Genomic DNA, 14380 nt, shown 5'->3' with positions numbered 1-14380 from the left:
TATTTATGAAGTAATAGCTAAGGCCTTTTGAATTTTGAATTAGGATAGCTTGGTTGAAGCCAGGTAAAAAGTTATTAAACCGGCTAGTATTACAGGTATGGAAAAAATCATAAAATTCTCTGCCATTGAAAGCCCGATCCCTATAAGGACACCGCCCAGAGCCGGGCCAATAACACCCCCTAGCCTTCCAACTCCAATCGCCCAGCCCAGCCCCGTTGTTCTGAATTCTGTCGGATATATCCTTGCGGCCACAACATATAAGCCAACAAATCCACCCTGTAGGGTAAACCCGAGCAAACCAATTACAAAGAGCAAGGTATTAGACCCGATAAACATTTTAAAAGTAGCCATCAAAATCCCTGTTATGCCTAAAAATAATGCCACTGTCCTCTTTATTCCCATTCTGGAAGAAATATAGCCCTGGCTAATGATCCCGAAAAAGGCCCCCATATTAAAAACCGTGCCGGCATAGATTGCCAATGACATTGAAAGACCAGTAGCCTCTGTAAGTTTTGGTATCCAGCTTAGCAGAAAGTACAAACACCCGAATGCCATAAATAAGGCCGTCCATAACTGGAGTGTAGGCATACTATATTCTTTGTTGAGTAGCTTGTTTACAGGAATACCCGAAGATTTCAACTCTATTTCCGGTAGACTATCCAATGCAACGTGCTCCATTCTCCCCAATATCTTATTCACAAGATGTAATGCACCTTTGGGCTGCTTTTTCAGATAATAATAAATAGACTCTGCCAATAAAAAATAGATAAGTGGCAAGCAGATAAAGGAAGCCAGACCGGCCAGTATAAACATAACGGCCCAGCCATACTCAGGCACTACATTTGCTGATACCATACCGGTTATAACAGCTCCAACCGGATAACCCGACAAAACAAAACTGACCCAAAAATCCTTTTTACGATCCGGAGCATATTCCGCAGTCAGTGTAGCTGTACTTGCAAGCATGCTTCCTATGCCTATGCCACTTAAAAACCGTAAAAATATCAACTGGGTAATGGTTTGCGACCAGGCCGTCATTAGTACGCTGGCACCCATTAAAAAAGCACTAATCAGTATCATTCTCTTTCTTCCTATATGATCGGCAAAAGGTGCTAAAAACATAGCCCCAATCATCATCCCCGCAAGTCCGGAACTAAAAACCATGCCCAGCTCCTCCGGCCCAACCTGCCAGGATGATGCTATAGCAGACGCGCAATAGGAAATAACCATGACGTCCATCCCATCGAGTATATTCATGACAAAGCATACAAAGAAGGTGGTATATTGTAATTTTGACAGAGCCTGTCCGTCTATTAGCTCCTTTGTTGTTTTTTGCATTCCCTGGTTTTTAGATTCAATAGATCGGGCTAAAACACTTCTATTAGTCTTCTGTTAATTGGCTTAAATTTTCAAAAAATCCTATAGATTATTGAAACTGATTTTTAAGTTCCTCCTATTTTGGATTGATTAGGTAAAGTTATGGATTTAGATACATTGGATAGTATTGAACACACTGTAAGTTTAATTTCTAAGACATTTTAAGGAGCATCAAAAAAAAATTGTTTTCGTAATAAGGTTGCCTATTTAAAAAGCCGACTTTTAGAAGTTGGCTTTTACCTTTGTGCAGGCGGAGAGACTTCCCGCCTATGGAGGGATAGACTTCTCGTCTCTCCGAAATATCAACTTTCCTGAAAAGAAAAAACCTCCGATCTTCGGAGGTTTTTGTAATCGTACAGGCGGAGAGACTTCCCGCCATAGGCGGGATAGACTTCTCGTCTCTCCGCAATATCAACTTTCCTGAAAAGAAAAAACCTCCGATCTTCGGAGGTTTTTGTAATCGTACAGGCGGAGAGACTCGAACTCTCACACCTTTCGGCACTAGATCCTAAGTCTAGCGTGTCTACCAATTCCACCACGCCTGCAAAAACTATTTTTCAAAATACAGAATTAGACCCTAAGTCTATCGTGTCTGCCTCCCGATAGCTATCGGGACCACCACGCCTGCATTTTCCGTACCGATTGCTTCTCCTTCGTAATACTATGGAGAAGGAACTACCGGTTAAACGGGGATGCAAATATAAAGCAAAATTTCAATTTAAAAATAATTGAACTTCAAATTTATCTGCCTTCTTTTCGTAAATTTAGCCATTCTTCAAACTTTTGATAATGCAAAACATAAAGGCTTACCTGGATCAACACAAAGAACGTTTTATCAATGAACTTATAGAGCTCCTGAAAATGCCCTCTGTTAGCGCAGATTCAGCCTATTCCCATGATGTGCTTGCCACGGCTGAAGCTTTTGCAACTTCTCTGAAGAATGCGGGTTGCGATGTTGTGGAAATTTGTGAAACTGATGGATATCCTATCGTATACGGCGAAAAAATTATTGATGAGAAATTGCCAACAGTTTTAGTTTATGGCCATTACGATGTTCAACCCCCGGATCCATTAAACTTATGGGATTCTCCTCCCTTTGAGCCAGTTATTAAAAAAACGGATCTCCACCCCGATGGAGCAATATATGCCAGGGGAGCTTCAGATGATAAAGGCCAGGTATATATGCATGTTAAAGCCCTGGAGTTTATGGTTACTAACAATACCCTTCCCTGCAATATCAAATTTATGATTGAAGGTGAAGAAGAAGTTGGAAGCGTAAGCTTGTCGGCATTTGTGAAAGAACATCATGAAAAACTTTCAAATGATATTATTCTCATTTCAGATACCGGACTTATTGCAAATGACATCCCCTCAATTACCACCGGGTTAAGAGGGTTAAGTTATGTAGAAGTAGAAGTTACTGGTGCAAACCGGGACCTCCATTCCGGGCTTTACGGCGGAGCTGTGGCCAATCCAATCAACATTCTGGCAAAAATGATTGCCACTTTACATGATGAAAATAACCATATAACCATACCGGGATTTTATGATAAGGTAGATGAACTCACCAAGGAAGAAAGGGCCGCAATGGCCAAAGCACCTTTTGATCTTGATGCCTATAAAAAAGCACTTGATATCCAGGATATCTATGGAGAAAAATCCTATTCCACCAATGAAAGGAACTCCATTCGCCCCACCCTTGATGTAAACGGAATATGGGGAGGATATACAGGCGAAGGAGCTAAAACAGTAATCCCAAGCAAGGCATACGCCAAAATATCCATGAGACTGGTACCTCATCAGGACTGGCAGGAAATCACCCGGTTGTTTACACAGCATTTTGAAAATATAGCCCCTCCCGGCGTAAGGATAAAGGTTAACCCGCATCATGGCGGGGAGAGCTATGTAACACCTATAGACAGCATTGGCTATAAGGCCGCGAGTAAAGCTTTTGAAACTACTTTTGGAAAAGTTCCGGTACCCAAAAGGAATGGAGGAAGTATCCCTATTGTACCTCTATTCGAGGAAGAATTGGGCAGCAAATCAATCCTTATGGGTTTCGGCCTTGACAGTAATGCCATCCATTCCCCCAACGAACATTTCGGGGTCTGGAACTATTTAAAAGGAATTGAGACAATTCCCTATTTTTATAAATACTATACCGAACTCTTTTCCCAAAGAACTTAAATTTCTCAAAAGGCTTTGCTTTCCCAGAAATATTTAGGGAATGCTTTCAGATAGCATAATACCGACTTAATAAGCTGTTTTTATTTCATTTTAGTGTAACAAATCAGAACAAATTGCGTTCTAACCAGTAGAATCAAAAACGAACACTATTATGATACGACGCTTTTTTATCCTCTGTTCCGGAGCGGACACGGGCATTCTGGAATCCTGTTCTTCAGGAGAGCAAAACAAATACGCGGGCATTGGAGCAACTGTTTTTTTTACGGCTGTAATGGCCTTTATCGCCGCTTCTTATGCACTCTATACGGTATTTGACAACCTTTATACTGCTATCTTCTTTGGCCTTATTTGGGGCCTGTTGATTTTTAACCTGGACCGGTTCATAGTCTCGACCATTAAAAAAAGAGACAGCTTTAAAAGTGAGTTTTTACAGGCAACTCCCAGGATAATTTTGGCAGTCATTATTGCCGTTGTGATATCCAAGCCGTTGGAAATGAAAATTTTCGAAAAGGAAATCAACCAGGTTTTATTGGAACAAAAAAATGAACTCACCCTTGCAAACAAAGCGCAAATTGCCCGGCAATATACCCCTGTGGTAGCGAATCTGAATGAAGATATTACTTCGCTTAAGAATGAAATAAATATAAAGGAAGCAGAGACCAATGCCCTTTACGATACCTATATTTCCGAGGCAGAGGGAAGAGCAGGAACAATGCTTTTGGGCAAAGGACCGGTGTACAAGGAGAAAAGGGAAAAGCACGATGCTGCCCTGTTGGAATTAAGACAATTAAAAGAGGCCAATGCACTGAAGATTGCGGATAAAGAATCTCAAATTGCTGCTTTAAACAAAGAATATTCGCTGGCGGTTGAAGATTCTCAACCAGTCATTGACGGATTTGATGGCCTTATGGCCCGCATAAATGCGTTGGGAGAATTGTCATGGTTTCCATCCTTTTTTATTTTCCTGCTTTTTCTTGCCATTGAAACCTCACCAATAATTGTAAAACTTCTCGCTCCAAAAGGGCCCTACGACCTTAAACTGGAAGATGAGGAAAGTGCCGTGGAAACCTGGGTGATGCAAAAAGTACAACAACGTCAAAAAATCCTGGCTACAGACACTTTACTGAATGAGAAAATATATGGTGAAATAGCAGAGGAAGAAGCCGTTTATACCTATAAAAAACAGAAAGCAGAAGAATTGCTTCGACTACAGGCAGATACTTTTCATGATTTGCAGATTAAAAGTTTGTAAGTTTTCTAAACCTTAAAAAAATCAGGTATCTGAGATTAATTACCCCAGATCCTTGCCCACAATTCTATTAAAACGTTTTGTGCATCTTCTTTGAATTTTGGAGTTTCTTCCACGATGACCTCATTGTTTATTTTAAGGAGCTTGTAGCTAAAAGCAAATTTGGGATTAATAGGATTAAGGCTAATCAAGCCAAAACGAAGGTCATTGAAGAGCAGGGATTGCTCCTTGCGTGATATCGTATACCAGCCTTCTGCTATTTTTATAAGGCGATGAATTTTATCCTCACCGGCCAGGTCTCCCAATAAGCGATGGTTTTTAGGATATGCCCTGAATATAATTGGCTTAGTGTCGAACAGTGAATATTCACCTATTAAATATTCTTTGCCGGCATCTACATTGGCAGTCCAAAGTATGGAATTAAAAGGTGTAGGCCTGGTCTCTATCTGTTCAAAAGCAATGCGCTGCTCCTTCAAATTATCGGTAAACTTTATATAGGTTATTCCTTTCAATAGCAATGTTACTGCCAGATAACCACTGCTAACCATAAGTCCTATTCTATTATACTTTCTCCTCTCGGGTGACAGTCTGTGCATTCTCATGCTTAAAATCAGAAAAAACAGAAAAGGAAAAGTATACAAAGGATCTATAACAAAAATATTCTGAAAGGCCAGACGAAGATCAAAAGGCCAAAAAAGTTGAGTGCCCCAGGTAGTAAAGGAGTCCAAAACAGGATGGGTAAACAATCCCCAGAACATAAGTTTAGACCATTCCTGCCAGCTAACACCAGATTTTATCTCGATTTTTGAAATGATCCAGCCAAAAACAGGTGCAAACAAAAGGCTAAACAGAATAGAATGACTAAAACCCCTGTGCCATTCCGTGGCCGTAACGGTATCAACAAAATAGCGACTCAAGACATCAAGATCCGGGATAGTGCCTGCTATTGCCCCATAAAACATGGCTTTATTACCCACCTTTTTGCCTAGCACAACCTCTCCTACAGAGGCCCCTAAAACTATTTGTGTTAATGAATCCATATACTATTCAACTATATTCATTTTCTTCAATAAAAATGAGGCATTCATATTCTGACAAATCCCTTTTTTGAATTTATAATCAAAATGCAGTTCATCCTCTATAATTTCCGCATCAAAATAATAGTTTTCAACCTTGTTGAGACTTTTAGCCACTTCACAAAGGCTTAAGTCATGAGTAGCAATAAGTCCGGTGGAATCAGAACCAACTAATTTTTCAACAAACTTTCTGGAACCTATTGCCTTATCCGTGCTGTTGGTCCCTTTCAGGATTTCATCCAGCACAATAAAATATTCATCATTCCTGATACTATCAATAATAAACTTCAGGCGTTTGAGTTCAGAAAAAAAGTAGGATTCATGCGCAGTTAAAGAATCTACAGTGCGCATACTTGTTATAAGTTTTATTGGCTGGTATCTTACCGAACTTGCGCATACCGGCAAACCTATATTGGCCATAATAATCTGGAGTGAGATGGTACGAAGAAATGTGCTCTTACCGGCCATATTGGCGCCGGTGATAACAAAAAATTCTTCCCTGCAAATCTTAAAATTATTTGTTACCCCTTCTGCAGGGTCCAGCATAGGATGAGAGACATTCACCGCCTCAAGGACAAGATCATTTTTTATTATTTCAGGAAAGGAATATTCGGGGTGATTAAAAGCAAAATTTCCGAGGCTATTGTAAGCATCAAAATTAGCAATGGAATTCAGCCAGCGCTCTACATTCTTACCGTGTATACCAATCCATTTTTCTATGTTACAGGCATATCTCAGGTCCCATAACAGAAATCCATTTGCCAGGACTCCAAAAAGCATATTATTTCTTTGCTCGAAGCCATTGAGCATTCCTGAAAATTGTTTAAGAACTTTGGAAACCCTGATCCCATTCTCCAAAATGTTATTTTTTTCTTTTTCCAAAACTCTGGCTTGAAAATTCATATCCTCAAGAAGCAAAATCAATTTTTGATACTGCCTAAAACTGTTCTGTAAATTTGATGTGTTCTGAGAAAGGATATTAACCTTCCTCAAATATTTACCTGTAATCCCCAGGCCAATGAAGAACCAAAACAGCAATCCCCATCCCGGTAAATAGTTAAAGTAATAAAGGCCAATTGCTGCCAGGGAGAAGACTGAAAAAATATTGGGGAATATCTTCATCAGTTTAGGAACGAATGTCTGATATGTTTTTAACCAGCCAATTAAATTCTCCGACGAAATCTCCGTTTTTATCAATCCGGCAACCGCAGAAAATTCCTGTCTCCATTCCGCTATGGATCGAAGTTCTTTTATCGCTTCCTGTTTGTCAATTACATTTTCGATATTGTTTTCCGTAAGCAGTGCAGCCAATGATTTACTGCCTTCCGCTATAGCTGTTCGATTGCAATATTGGTAAAAAGATCCCTTCCCGAAAAGATCTATATCCTGACTATAAAAATGGCCGGGATCTATAAATTCATTACCATCTGGTAAATGATAATATTTTCTGCCCAATACCTGTAACTCCGTTTCATTTATGGAGATCAAAGCCTTCAGTCTGCTTTTCTGGTAGTTCAGGTCTGTATGTCTTGAAACCAAAAAAATGAAGAGTATTGCGGAAAACAGAATAACCAAAATGATGTAATCAGAATTGTCGTAAAGTAAGTATATCCCCAGAATTGTAAGGACAAAAACCGAAAGTCTAAGCATGCCGGAAACCTTTAATTGCCTGTTCACCTTAAAAAGCAAGTTGTTCAGGCTGTCCAGCCTTTCGTAGTAGAATTTAGTGGGATTAAGCATATAATCTTGCTCTTTGAATTCAGGTGTTAAAGATATAGTATTATAAAAGGTATTTGAAGATTAAATCATACCCCCGAGCTCTGCTTTTTGTTTTTTTGTTAGCCCGGAAACAACCAATTCATAGGAATGATGGACAAGGTCTGATATAAGGTTTGCAGGTAATTGTTCCAGAAACAAGGTGTTCCAATGTACCTTGCTCATATGATAGCCCGGGATAATAATCCCGTCATAGGTTTCCCGCAACTCAATAGCCCTTTCAGGGTCACATTTCAGATTTACCTGTGTTGGAATACGTTCCAGGGGGGCAATGGTAAAAATTTTACCCATCACTTTAAAGACCAGGGTATCGGCATCAAAAGGAAATTCTTCCGTAACTCCTTTTTTTTGCAAACAAAGTTCTCTGAATTCCTCGATATTCATTTTAAAAAGCCCTTAATGCAATCCTTAACTGAAATATTTTGTGAAATAAGCTGAGGTTATTCTTCGAAAGGTTATAGTTTGATCCCCTGCGAATCATAAACGATTACTTTATTCCACAGGTTTTGTGCCTCTTCAATAAATTCCAGATGTGCCTTTTCATTTTGGTACTTCTCCTGTTCTTTGGCAGATTTAAAACTTACAATCAGAGCATAAGTAAAGGAATCGTCTACAACATCACGGGTGGCCTTAGGTGGTTTTCCCACATAGTGCGTATTTGCATGTTTCGACTTCTTCATGAATTTCTTCATTGCCTTTTCAAATTGCTTCTGGTCTTCCTCACTATCGGGATTATTGAGCCAAAAGTATACGGTGTGCACAAAACGTGGATCTAAATTCTTCATTTGTTTATCTTGTTGACTATAAGCTGTTATGCTAATAAATAAAAGGGTTAAAATACAAACTGTCTTTTTCATTCTATGATGATTTATATTAAAATAATTATTTTTCAATAAAAGGTTTATTGTGTTCACTTAATTCCAAAGCCGAGTAATCCAATTTCCAACCGATAGTTTCAACGATTTTCTCAATCAATAAAACTGCTTCCAAAGCTTCCCGCCTTGCTGTATCCATCAGGCCGCTTTCAGGGATTTTCTCCATAACATGTTTTTTTGCTTCCTGATTCAATGACGTCAGATCACTTGGCGTAAATGAATTGAAAAGTCCGTTTTTTATATCGTAGAATTCAAGTTCCGGTTCTATTGAAAGAACTTCAGGTTGGGGAAAGTTAGAAAGGATTATCTTTTTTTTATCCGTGTCGGCATGCATAAGAACCTTTTTGAGATCGTATCCTATTTGAGCTTTTGCATTAATTACAATCAAAGCCTTCTTTTTACTGCTAAGCAGGCTCATAAAATGTTCCCTCGTATTCTCATACCTGTAAATCTCGGCAAAATCCCCTTCCACTGATATTAATTTACAAACACTTTTAATTTTTTCCAGGATAATAGTAGATTGATGTTCCGTAAGTTCTTTCCTCCTCTTTATTCGAAATAATGAATACATCCAATACATGAGGATAGCACCTAATACCGATCCTAAAAAAAGTTCAAAAATACTTTCCATTGTTCTTTCCTAATTTACTTAAATGTGAGTACTTAAATCCCTTCACATACTTTAAAACTAATCCCATATTGTCGTCCGGGGAGGAATGGCAAAATAAAATATTCATTGTTCCTTTTTTTAAAGGAATAGAAATGTTTTCCCCAGAAAGATTAAAAACTATATCCAATTCCCCAAATTTACAAGGATTTTCATGATTCCAGTACTTTATACAAAACCGGCCTGCTGGGGCTGGCGTCATTTTCAATGGGCGCCAGTTGCAAATTCAAAATATAAGTTCCGTCTTTAATAAAATTCTCCACAAAGATAAATTCCGTAATAGTGGCCTTTGTTCGCCTCTGGCCTTCCAATTGCCAGAAAGCATTATGGGCCAGAAGAGCACCATTGTCTTTTTCTTTGTCAACTGATGGGAGGTCTATCAGCAAATGATCTATCCCTTTATCCACTAAATATTGCGCGGCTTCTTCCAATAGATAAGGTGGATTGGTGCCGGAATACTTCCTTGATAATTTTTCTGTCAGGTTAGGCAAGGTCCGGATGACGATTGCTTCGCAATTTTTATTTCCAATTGCATATTGAATTTGCTTTTTAGAGACCACAAAATCATCCTGATACTTTTCCGGGGCAATAGTTACGACCTCCGCAAGGAAAAAGTAGCTGGTAAGTTGTTTATTTACAGAATAGCTTTCTTTTGCGATATGTCCGAGGCATTCTGTATGAGTTACATGTGCATGAGGATTAAAATTGATGTCGTTAAAATTGACTGAAGCGCCTTCTGAAACTTTGCCAATAAATCCTTCCTCTACATGCGGCACTATCAAAGGTGCATCCAGGTTCCAGGCCCGGAGATTAGATTCATTACCTTTTAAAGAAATTGAAATATCCAGCGGTTTTGAAAGGTCTATCTGATAATCCCCGCTCTTGTGTTTTATATGTGCCAGCATAAATCTTAAGGTAAGAATCTTAATTCAATTTAATCATAAATAAATCACTTGCGATCCCATCGCACAAAAACTTTCCTTTTTTAGTAACCCCTAGCATTTCCCTATCGGCAAAAAGCAATCCCTCTTTAATATATTTATCTGATTGTTTTAAAACGTAGTCATAGTAAAATTTGCCAAATTCTGTTTGAATTTTCTTCAGTGATATCCCCCAAATCGTCCGAAGCCCGGTCATGATATATTCATTATATCTGTCCATAACAGTTAAAATTTCTTCTTCCAATGGCAGTATATCCTGATTAATGGATTTTATATATTTAGAATTATTTCTAATATTCCATCCCCTTTTCTTACCGTCATAAGAATGTGCAGAAGGACCTATTCCCAAATACTTTTTCCCCTGCCAGTAGGATGTGTTATTCTTTGAATAAAAACCCTCTTTCCCAAAATTAGAAATTTCATAATTCACAAACCCTTCCGTTTCCAATTTGTTAAGTAACAAATAGAACTGTTCTTGTGCTGTTTCATCATCGACATCCGGAATTAACCCTTTTTCTATAAATGCCTTCAAGGCCGTTTTAGGCTCCACGGTTAATGCATAACTAGAGATATGTGGTAGGTCATAAGATAGTGCCCTGGCAATATTCTCCTCCCAGCGCATGTTTGTCAGCCCGGGTATCCCGTAAATCAGATCAATTGAAATATTGTCGAAATGTTTCCGGGCCTCGATAAGACAATTATGGGCATCATCGGCAGTGTGTGCCCTATTCATCAATTTTAGGTCCTGATCAAAAAAAGACTGTATGCCAATACTTAGTCTGTTGACGGCTGAATCGCTGAGTTCATCAATTTTGCTTACCGATAAATCATCGGGGTTGGCCTCCAATGTAATTTCCGGGTTCTCTATTACCTGATAATACTTGCTTATTGCATCAATTATTTGGGCAATTTCATTTTTTTCCAATAAGGACGGTGTTCCCCCTCCAAAATAAATAGTTTCAATTTCCTCATTTTTGAATTCCTCTTTTCTCAAATACAGTTCCTGCTTCAGAGCCACTATCATAGCATCTTTTTTGGCCAGGCTGGTTGAAAAATGAAAGTCACAGTAATAGCAGGCCTGTTTGCAAAAAGGGATATGGATATAAATGCCTGCCATTAGCTATTTTGAAATAGAACAATTAGGTAAGACAAACCAAAGCTTAGGTTTACATAGGCAATATAGGAAAGTATAAATACTATAAATGACTTTATGATAATCACTGATTTATTTGTGCTTATAACAGAACACATAGCATAAATAAAATAAACTAACATTAGAAGTATTTCTAAAAGTTTCATTTCCTTACCCACTCCTACCACTAAAAATAAATTCAGAGTAATTAATAGAGTATTAATCCCTGTTAAATAAAAAGAAATGGCAAAATATTCCGCCAGGGAATATCTCTTGTAGAAGAATAATTTCGAAAATAGGGCCAGTGTGATTACAAAAATAAAAAGCAGCTTATTGATATTGAACAACATAAAATCACGTGCCTTGATTAAAAGCTGCCCATCCTTAGTGCTTTCAACTTCAACCACGTTATCATTAAAAGGATCAAAACCAATTGCCGAACGAATAACCAGATATGCTACTGTGGTAAGTAAAAAAAAGGCAACTGGCTTATAATATTTTTTTCGTTTACCCTCTAGATACTCTCTTAATACAATCCCGGGATTTACGATAAGTTGTTTTAATGTTATAAAAAACGGTGCATTTAATGATAAGGCAGCATCAATAAAATCGTGGATAGTCTCTTTAAAGCTTACTTTATATACAGAGGTGCGTTGTCCACAGTTTTCACAATATTTATTTGAAACCGTAATTCCGCAATTCCTGCAATATTTTAATTCGGAAGTCAATGCTGTTTATTTTAATCGATCTTCATTTTGTTTTACATATGCAGACCATCCGGTATAATTTTTACCTGCCTCTACCCTTCCTTCATTATAGAAATGACAAACTGCTGCCGCCAGACCATCTGTACTGTCCAAGTTTTTAGGTAGTGATTTTAATCCAAGTGTGCTTTGAAGCATTTTTGCAACTTGTTCCTTACTGGCATTACCATTACCGGTAATGGCCATTTTTATTTTTTTGGGAAAATATTCTGTTATTGGAATCTGTCTGGAAAGCCCGGCCGCCATAGCTACTCCCTGCGCCCGGCCAAGTTTTAGCATCGACTGAACATTTTTGCCATAAAAGGGAGCTTCTATGGCAATTTCATCCGGATGGTAGGTGTCAATAAGTTCAATGGTTCGCTCAAAAATAAGTTTGAGCTTGGTAAAAGGGTCTTTGTATTTTTTGAGCAGTAATTCATTCATTTGAATAAATGTCATCTTCTTACCGGTCACTTTAATAATCCCGAATCCCATGATAGAAGTTCCGGGATCGATACCCAATATTATTTTTTCGTTTTGCACTTTACTTGGTTTCCTCTGAATTTAAAACAATCGGGATTCTGAATTTGGCATTTACGGGCATTCCTCTTTTTAAAGCAGGCCCCAATGGGGGAAGACTTTTTAGACTTCTGCTTATAATACCATCAAATTCAGGAATCTGTTCCTGAATAATTCTGTTTTTATCAATATTCAAAACACTGATTTTTCCTTCTTTATCGACGAGGAAATCTACATATACCGCTTCATTAACATCTTTGTCTAATATAAATTCAAATTCCTCCAAGGTCTTTGAAAAATGCAATAGCAATGTATTTTCAAAGCACTCTTTTTGTGAAGATTTGGACACTGATTCGTCACAAACTTCAAAAAGGGGGAATTGATCAACGTCATTCCAGTTTATTGCCTGTAATTCTTTTTCCACCAATTGTTGTGTTTTCACTTCTGAAGAAGTAAACAAATCACAGGAGGACAGCAGGCATAGACAAGACAAAATTAGCAACTTCCTCATTTAATAGGTATTCTTGCGGAAAATTACGACTTTTTCGGGCAAATAGGTCTCAGAAATTACGGATTTCCCGCTTCCTCAAAAAGACATGTAACAAATAGACCCTATCTTCGTCCTATAGCAAATTGTTTTCATGGACATTACCTTGTTCTTTTTGGGGTTCATTTTTATGATAGTGGGCATTCTGGGGAGTTTTTTACCTGTATTGCCCGGCCCTCCGGTAAGCTGGATAGGATTATTGCTATTGGTCCTTACAAAGGCAATTCCTAATGACTGGTGGTTTTTGGGGATCACTTTTTTGGTTGCGGCAATTGTATTTGCATTAGATTACTTAATTCCGGCAATAGGCACCAGAAAATTTGGCGGAAGCAAAGCCGGGATGGCAGGAACCATTATAGGGCTGCTTGTTGCCATTTTATTTCCAATTCTTGGTGTTTTTGGAATAATAATCTGGCCGTTTATTGGTGCACTTATAGGGGAACTCATTAATAAAGCAGATAATAAAACAGCCCTCAAAGCTGCTTTCGGCTCATTTATTGGCTTTCTTACCGGTACCTTCCTGAAATTTGTAGTAACTATAATTTATCTGGGGCTTTTTATAGCCAAGACATGGGAATACAAAAAAGAACTATTCCCGTTTTTTTTTAGTTCTTAATTAAACCATACTACCTTATCCTGAATGGGCTTTCTTTCCACAACAGAGATTTCCTCTTCATAACGTCCCATATATAAAAATCCGAGGCATTGCTCTCCATCTGCCAGCTCAATAAACTCCCCCATATATTTAATAAGACCCGGGGAACTCCAATAGCAGCCTATTCCCATTTCCGTACAACATAGCCACATATTCTGAACAGCCATTGAAGTAGCGGCAATTTCCTCCCATTCGGGAAGGCTTTCTTTCGGATCCCTCTGCATGCATATTGCTATGACCGCCGCAGATCTGCCTGGGTTACTCAGAAGTTTTTTTACTTTAAAAGCCTTTGGGTTCGTTTCGGTCTCCTTATACTTTTTTGCAAGGAACTGACCCAATTCCTCTTTTGAATTTTGCAAAAAGACCTTAAACCGCCAGGGTTCCGTTTTCTTATGGGTAGGTGCCCAGTTGGCAGACTCCAGGATTTTTTCAATCTCCGATTTGTGTATCGGCTGTTTTGTGTATTGTGCGGGAAATACAGAACGCCTCTTTTTAATCAATTCAAATACCATTCGAAACATTTTAGTTTTGCAAAGTTAGAACTTCTAATTGTGATATAATATTCAAATTAAAGTGGGGTGTCAATCCTATTTTTCTGAAACTTATTGAATACATTTATGGTACCAAAAAAATGAT

15 protein-coding genes and 1 tRNA gene are annotated in these 14380 nt (G+C 38.3%); 3 read left to right on the top strand and 13 right to left on the bottom strand.

Going from position 1 to position 14380, the window contains the following annotated elements:
- Positions 1 to 39: 39 nt before the first annotated feature.
- Both G504_RS0113160 and G504_RS0113155 read right to left on the bottom strand, forming a co-directional pair.
- Positions 40 to 1338 (bottom strand): MFS transporter, encoded by a 1299-nt coding sequence (locus tag G504_RS0113160; RefSeq protein ID WP_019670656.1) that lies wholly within the window; start codon positions 1336 to 1338, stop codon positions 40 to 42.
- Positions 1339 to 1840: 502 nt separating this feature from the next.
- A tRNA-Leu gene (locus tag G504_RS0113155) sits at positions 1841 to 1922 on the bottom strand.
- 244 nt (positions 1923 to 2166) lie between these two features.
- Between G504_RS0113155 and G504_RS0113150 the strand changes: the two genes are divergently transcribed.
- Both G504_RS0113150 and G504_RS0113145 read left to right on the top strand, forming a co-directional pair.
- Positions 2167 to 3564 carry a dipeptidase gene (locus G504_RS0113150; protein ID WP_019670655.1) on the top strand — a complete coding sequence of 466 codons (1398 nt, stop codon included), beginning with the start codon at positions 2167 to 2169 and terminating at the stop codon, positions 3562 to 3564.
- Between the two features lie 151 nt (positions 3565 to 3715).
- A complete protein-coding gene (locus tag G504_RS0113145) occupies positions 3716 to 4816 on the top strand; it encodes a DUF4407 domain-containing protein (RefSeq protein ID WP_019670654.1) in 1101 nt (366 codons plus the stop codon).
- A gap of 35 nt (positions 4817 to 4851) precedes the next feature.
- Here G504_RS0113145 and G504_RS0113140 read toward each other — a convergent pair whose 3' ends face one another.
- From G504_RS0113140 to G504_RS0113090, 10 genes are all read right to left on the bottom strand, one after another.
- Positions 4852 to 5853, bottom strand: coding sequence for a metal-dependent hydrolase (locus G504_RS0113140; protein WP_019670653.1), 1002 nt, complete (start codon positions 5851 to 5853; stop codon positions 4852 to 4854).
- Positions 5854 to 5856: 3 nt separating this feature from the next.
- The gene (locus G504_RS0113135; RefSeq protein ID WP_019670652.1) at positions 5857 to 7629 is read right to left on the bottom strand and encodes a MutS-related protein; all 1773 of its coding nucleotides are present in this window, start codon (positions 7627 to 7629) and stop codon (positions 5857 to 5859) included.
- Positions 7630 to 7689: 60 nt separating this feature from the next.
- The gene (locus tag G504_RS0113130; RefSeq protein WP_019670651.1) at positions 7690 to 8049 is read right to left on the bottom strand and encodes an MmcQ/YjbR family DNA-binding protein; all 360 of its coding nucleotides are present in this window, start codon (positions 8047 to 8049) and stop codon (positions 7690 to 7692) included.
- A gap of 71 nt (positions 8050 to 8120) precedes the next feature.
- Entirely contained in the window at positions 8121 to 8450 is a 330-nt protein-coding gene (locus tag G504_RS0113125; RefSeq protein WP_240473047.1) for a Dabb family protein, read from the bottom strand.
- Between the two features lie 97 nt (positions 8451 to 8547).
- Positions 8548 to 9171, bottom strand: coding sequence for a DUF4230 domain-containing protein (locus G504_RS0113120; protein WP_019670649.1), 624 nt, complete (start codon positions 9169 to 9171; stop codon positions 8548 to 8550).
- 188 nt (positions 9172 to 9359) lie between these two features.
- Complete coding sequence (locus G504_RS0113110) at positions 9360 to 10112, bottom strand: cyclase family protein (protein ID WP_019670647.1); 753 nt, start codon at positions 10110 to 10112, stop codon at positions 9360 to 9362.
- A 19-nt stretch (positions 10113 to 10131) separates the two neighbouring features.
- Positions 10132 to 11265, bottom strand: a complete 1134-nt coding sequence (gene hemW, locus G504_RS0113105; protein WP_019670646.1) for a radical SAM family heme chaperone HemW — start codon at positions 11263 to 11265, stop codon at positions 10132 to 10134.
- Positions 11265 to 12008, bottom strand: coding sequence for a DUF3667 domain-containing protein (locus tag G504_RS0113100; protein ID WP_019670645.1), 744 nt, complete (start codon positions 12006 to 12008; stop codon positions 11265 to 11267). The genes hemW and G504_RS0113100 overlap by 1 nt, the downstream gene beginning before the upstream one ends.
- Positions 12009 to 12014: 6 nt before the next feature.
- Positions 12015 to 12566, bottom strand: coding sequence for a crossover junction endodeoxyribonuclease RuvC (gene ruvC / locus G504_RS0113095; protein WP_019670644.1), 552 nt, complete (start codon positions 12564 to 12566; stop codon positions 12015 to 12017).
- A gap of 1 nt (position 12567) precedes the next feature.
- On the bottom strand, positions 12568 to 13053 hold the full coding sequence (locus G504_RS0113090) for a hypothetical protein (protein ID WP_026348575.1): 486 nt from the start codon (positions 13051 to 13053) through the stop codon (positions 12568 to 12570).
- 130 nt (positions 13054 to 13183) lie between these two features.
- On the opposite strand from G504_RS0113090, the gene G504_RS0113085 reads away from it, so the two are divergent.
- A complete protein-coding gene (locus G504_RS0113085) occupies positions 13184 to 13705 on the top strand; it encodes a DUF456 domain-containing protein (protein ID WP_026348574.1) in 522 nt (173 codons plus the stop codon).
- Here G504_RS0113085 and G504_RS0113080 read toward each other — a convergent pair.
- Positions 13702 to 14256 (bottom strand): nitroreductase family protein, encoded by a 555-nt coding sequence (locus G504_RS0113080; RefSeq protein ID WP_019670641.1) that lies wholly within the window; start codon positions 14254 to 14256, stop codon positions 13702 to 13704. The two genes, G504_RS0113085 and G504_RS0113080, sit on opposite strands and share 4 nt — an antisense overlap.
- Positions 14257 to 14380 lie beyond the last annotated feature (124 nt).

It is taken from the genome of Eudoraea adriatica DSM 19308 (assembly GCF_000382125.1).
GTDB classification, from domain to species: Bacteria; Bacteroidota; Bacteroidia; order Flavobacteriales; family Flavobacteriaceae; genus Eudoraea; species Eudoraea adriatica.
Note: the sequence above shows the minus strand (reverse complement) of the source record. Positions and strands in the feature narration are given on the sequence as shown.

Bases quoted from the DNA above. Each gene is read 5' to 3' on its own strand.
- G504_RS0113160 (WP_019670656.1), bottom strand. From the start codon at position 1,338: ATGCAAAAAACAACAAAGGAGCTAATAGACGGACAGGCTCTGTCAAAA.
- G504_RS0113150 (WP_019670655.1), top strand. From the start codon at position 2,167: ATGCAAAACATAAAGGCTTACCTGGATCAACACAAAGAACGTTTTATC.
- G504_RS0113145 (WP_019670654.1), top strand. From the start codon at position 3,716: ATGATACGACGCTTTTTTATCCTCTGTTCCGGAGCGGACACGGGCATT.
- G504_RS0113140 (WP_019670653.1), bottom strand. From the start codon at position 5,853: ATGGATTCATTAACACAAATAGTTTTAGGGGCCTCTGTAGGAGAGGTT.
- G504_RS0113135 (WP_019670652.1), bottom strand. From the start codon at position 7,629: ATGCTTAATCCCACTAAATTCTACTACGAAAGGCTGGACAGCCTGAAC.
- G504_RS0113130 (WP_019670651.1), bottom strand. From the start codon at position 8,049: ATGAATATCGAGGAATTCAGAGAACTTTGTTTGCAAAAAAAAGGAGTT.
- G504_RS0113125 (WP_240473047.1), bottom strand. From the start codon at position 8,450: ATGAAGAATTTAGATCCACGTTTTGTGCACACCGTATACTTTTGGCTC.
- G504_RS0113120 (WP_019670649.1), bottom strand. From the start codon at position 9,171: ATGGAAAGTATTTTTGAACTTTTTTTAGGATCGGTATTAGGTGCTATC.
- G504_RS0113110 (WP_019670647.1), bottom strand. From the start codon at position 10,112: ATGCTGGCACATATAAAACACAAGAGCGGGGATTATCAGATAGACCTT.
- hemW (WP_019670646.1), bottom strand. From the start codon at position 11,265: ATGGCAGGCATTTATATCCATATCCCTTTTTGCAAACAGGCCTGCTAT.
- G504_RS0113090 (WP_026348575.1), bottom strand. From the start codon at position 13,053: ATGAGGAAGTTGCTAATTTTGTCTTGTCTATGCCTGCTGTCCTCCTGT.
- G504_RS0113085 (WP_026348574.1), top strand. From the start codon at position 13,184: ATGGACATTACCTTGTTCTTTTTGGGGTTCATTTTTATGATAGTGGGC.
- G504_RS0113080 (WP_019670641.1), bottom strand. From the start codon at position 14,256: ATGGTATTTGAATTGATTAAAAAGAGGCGTTCTGTATTTCCCGCACAA.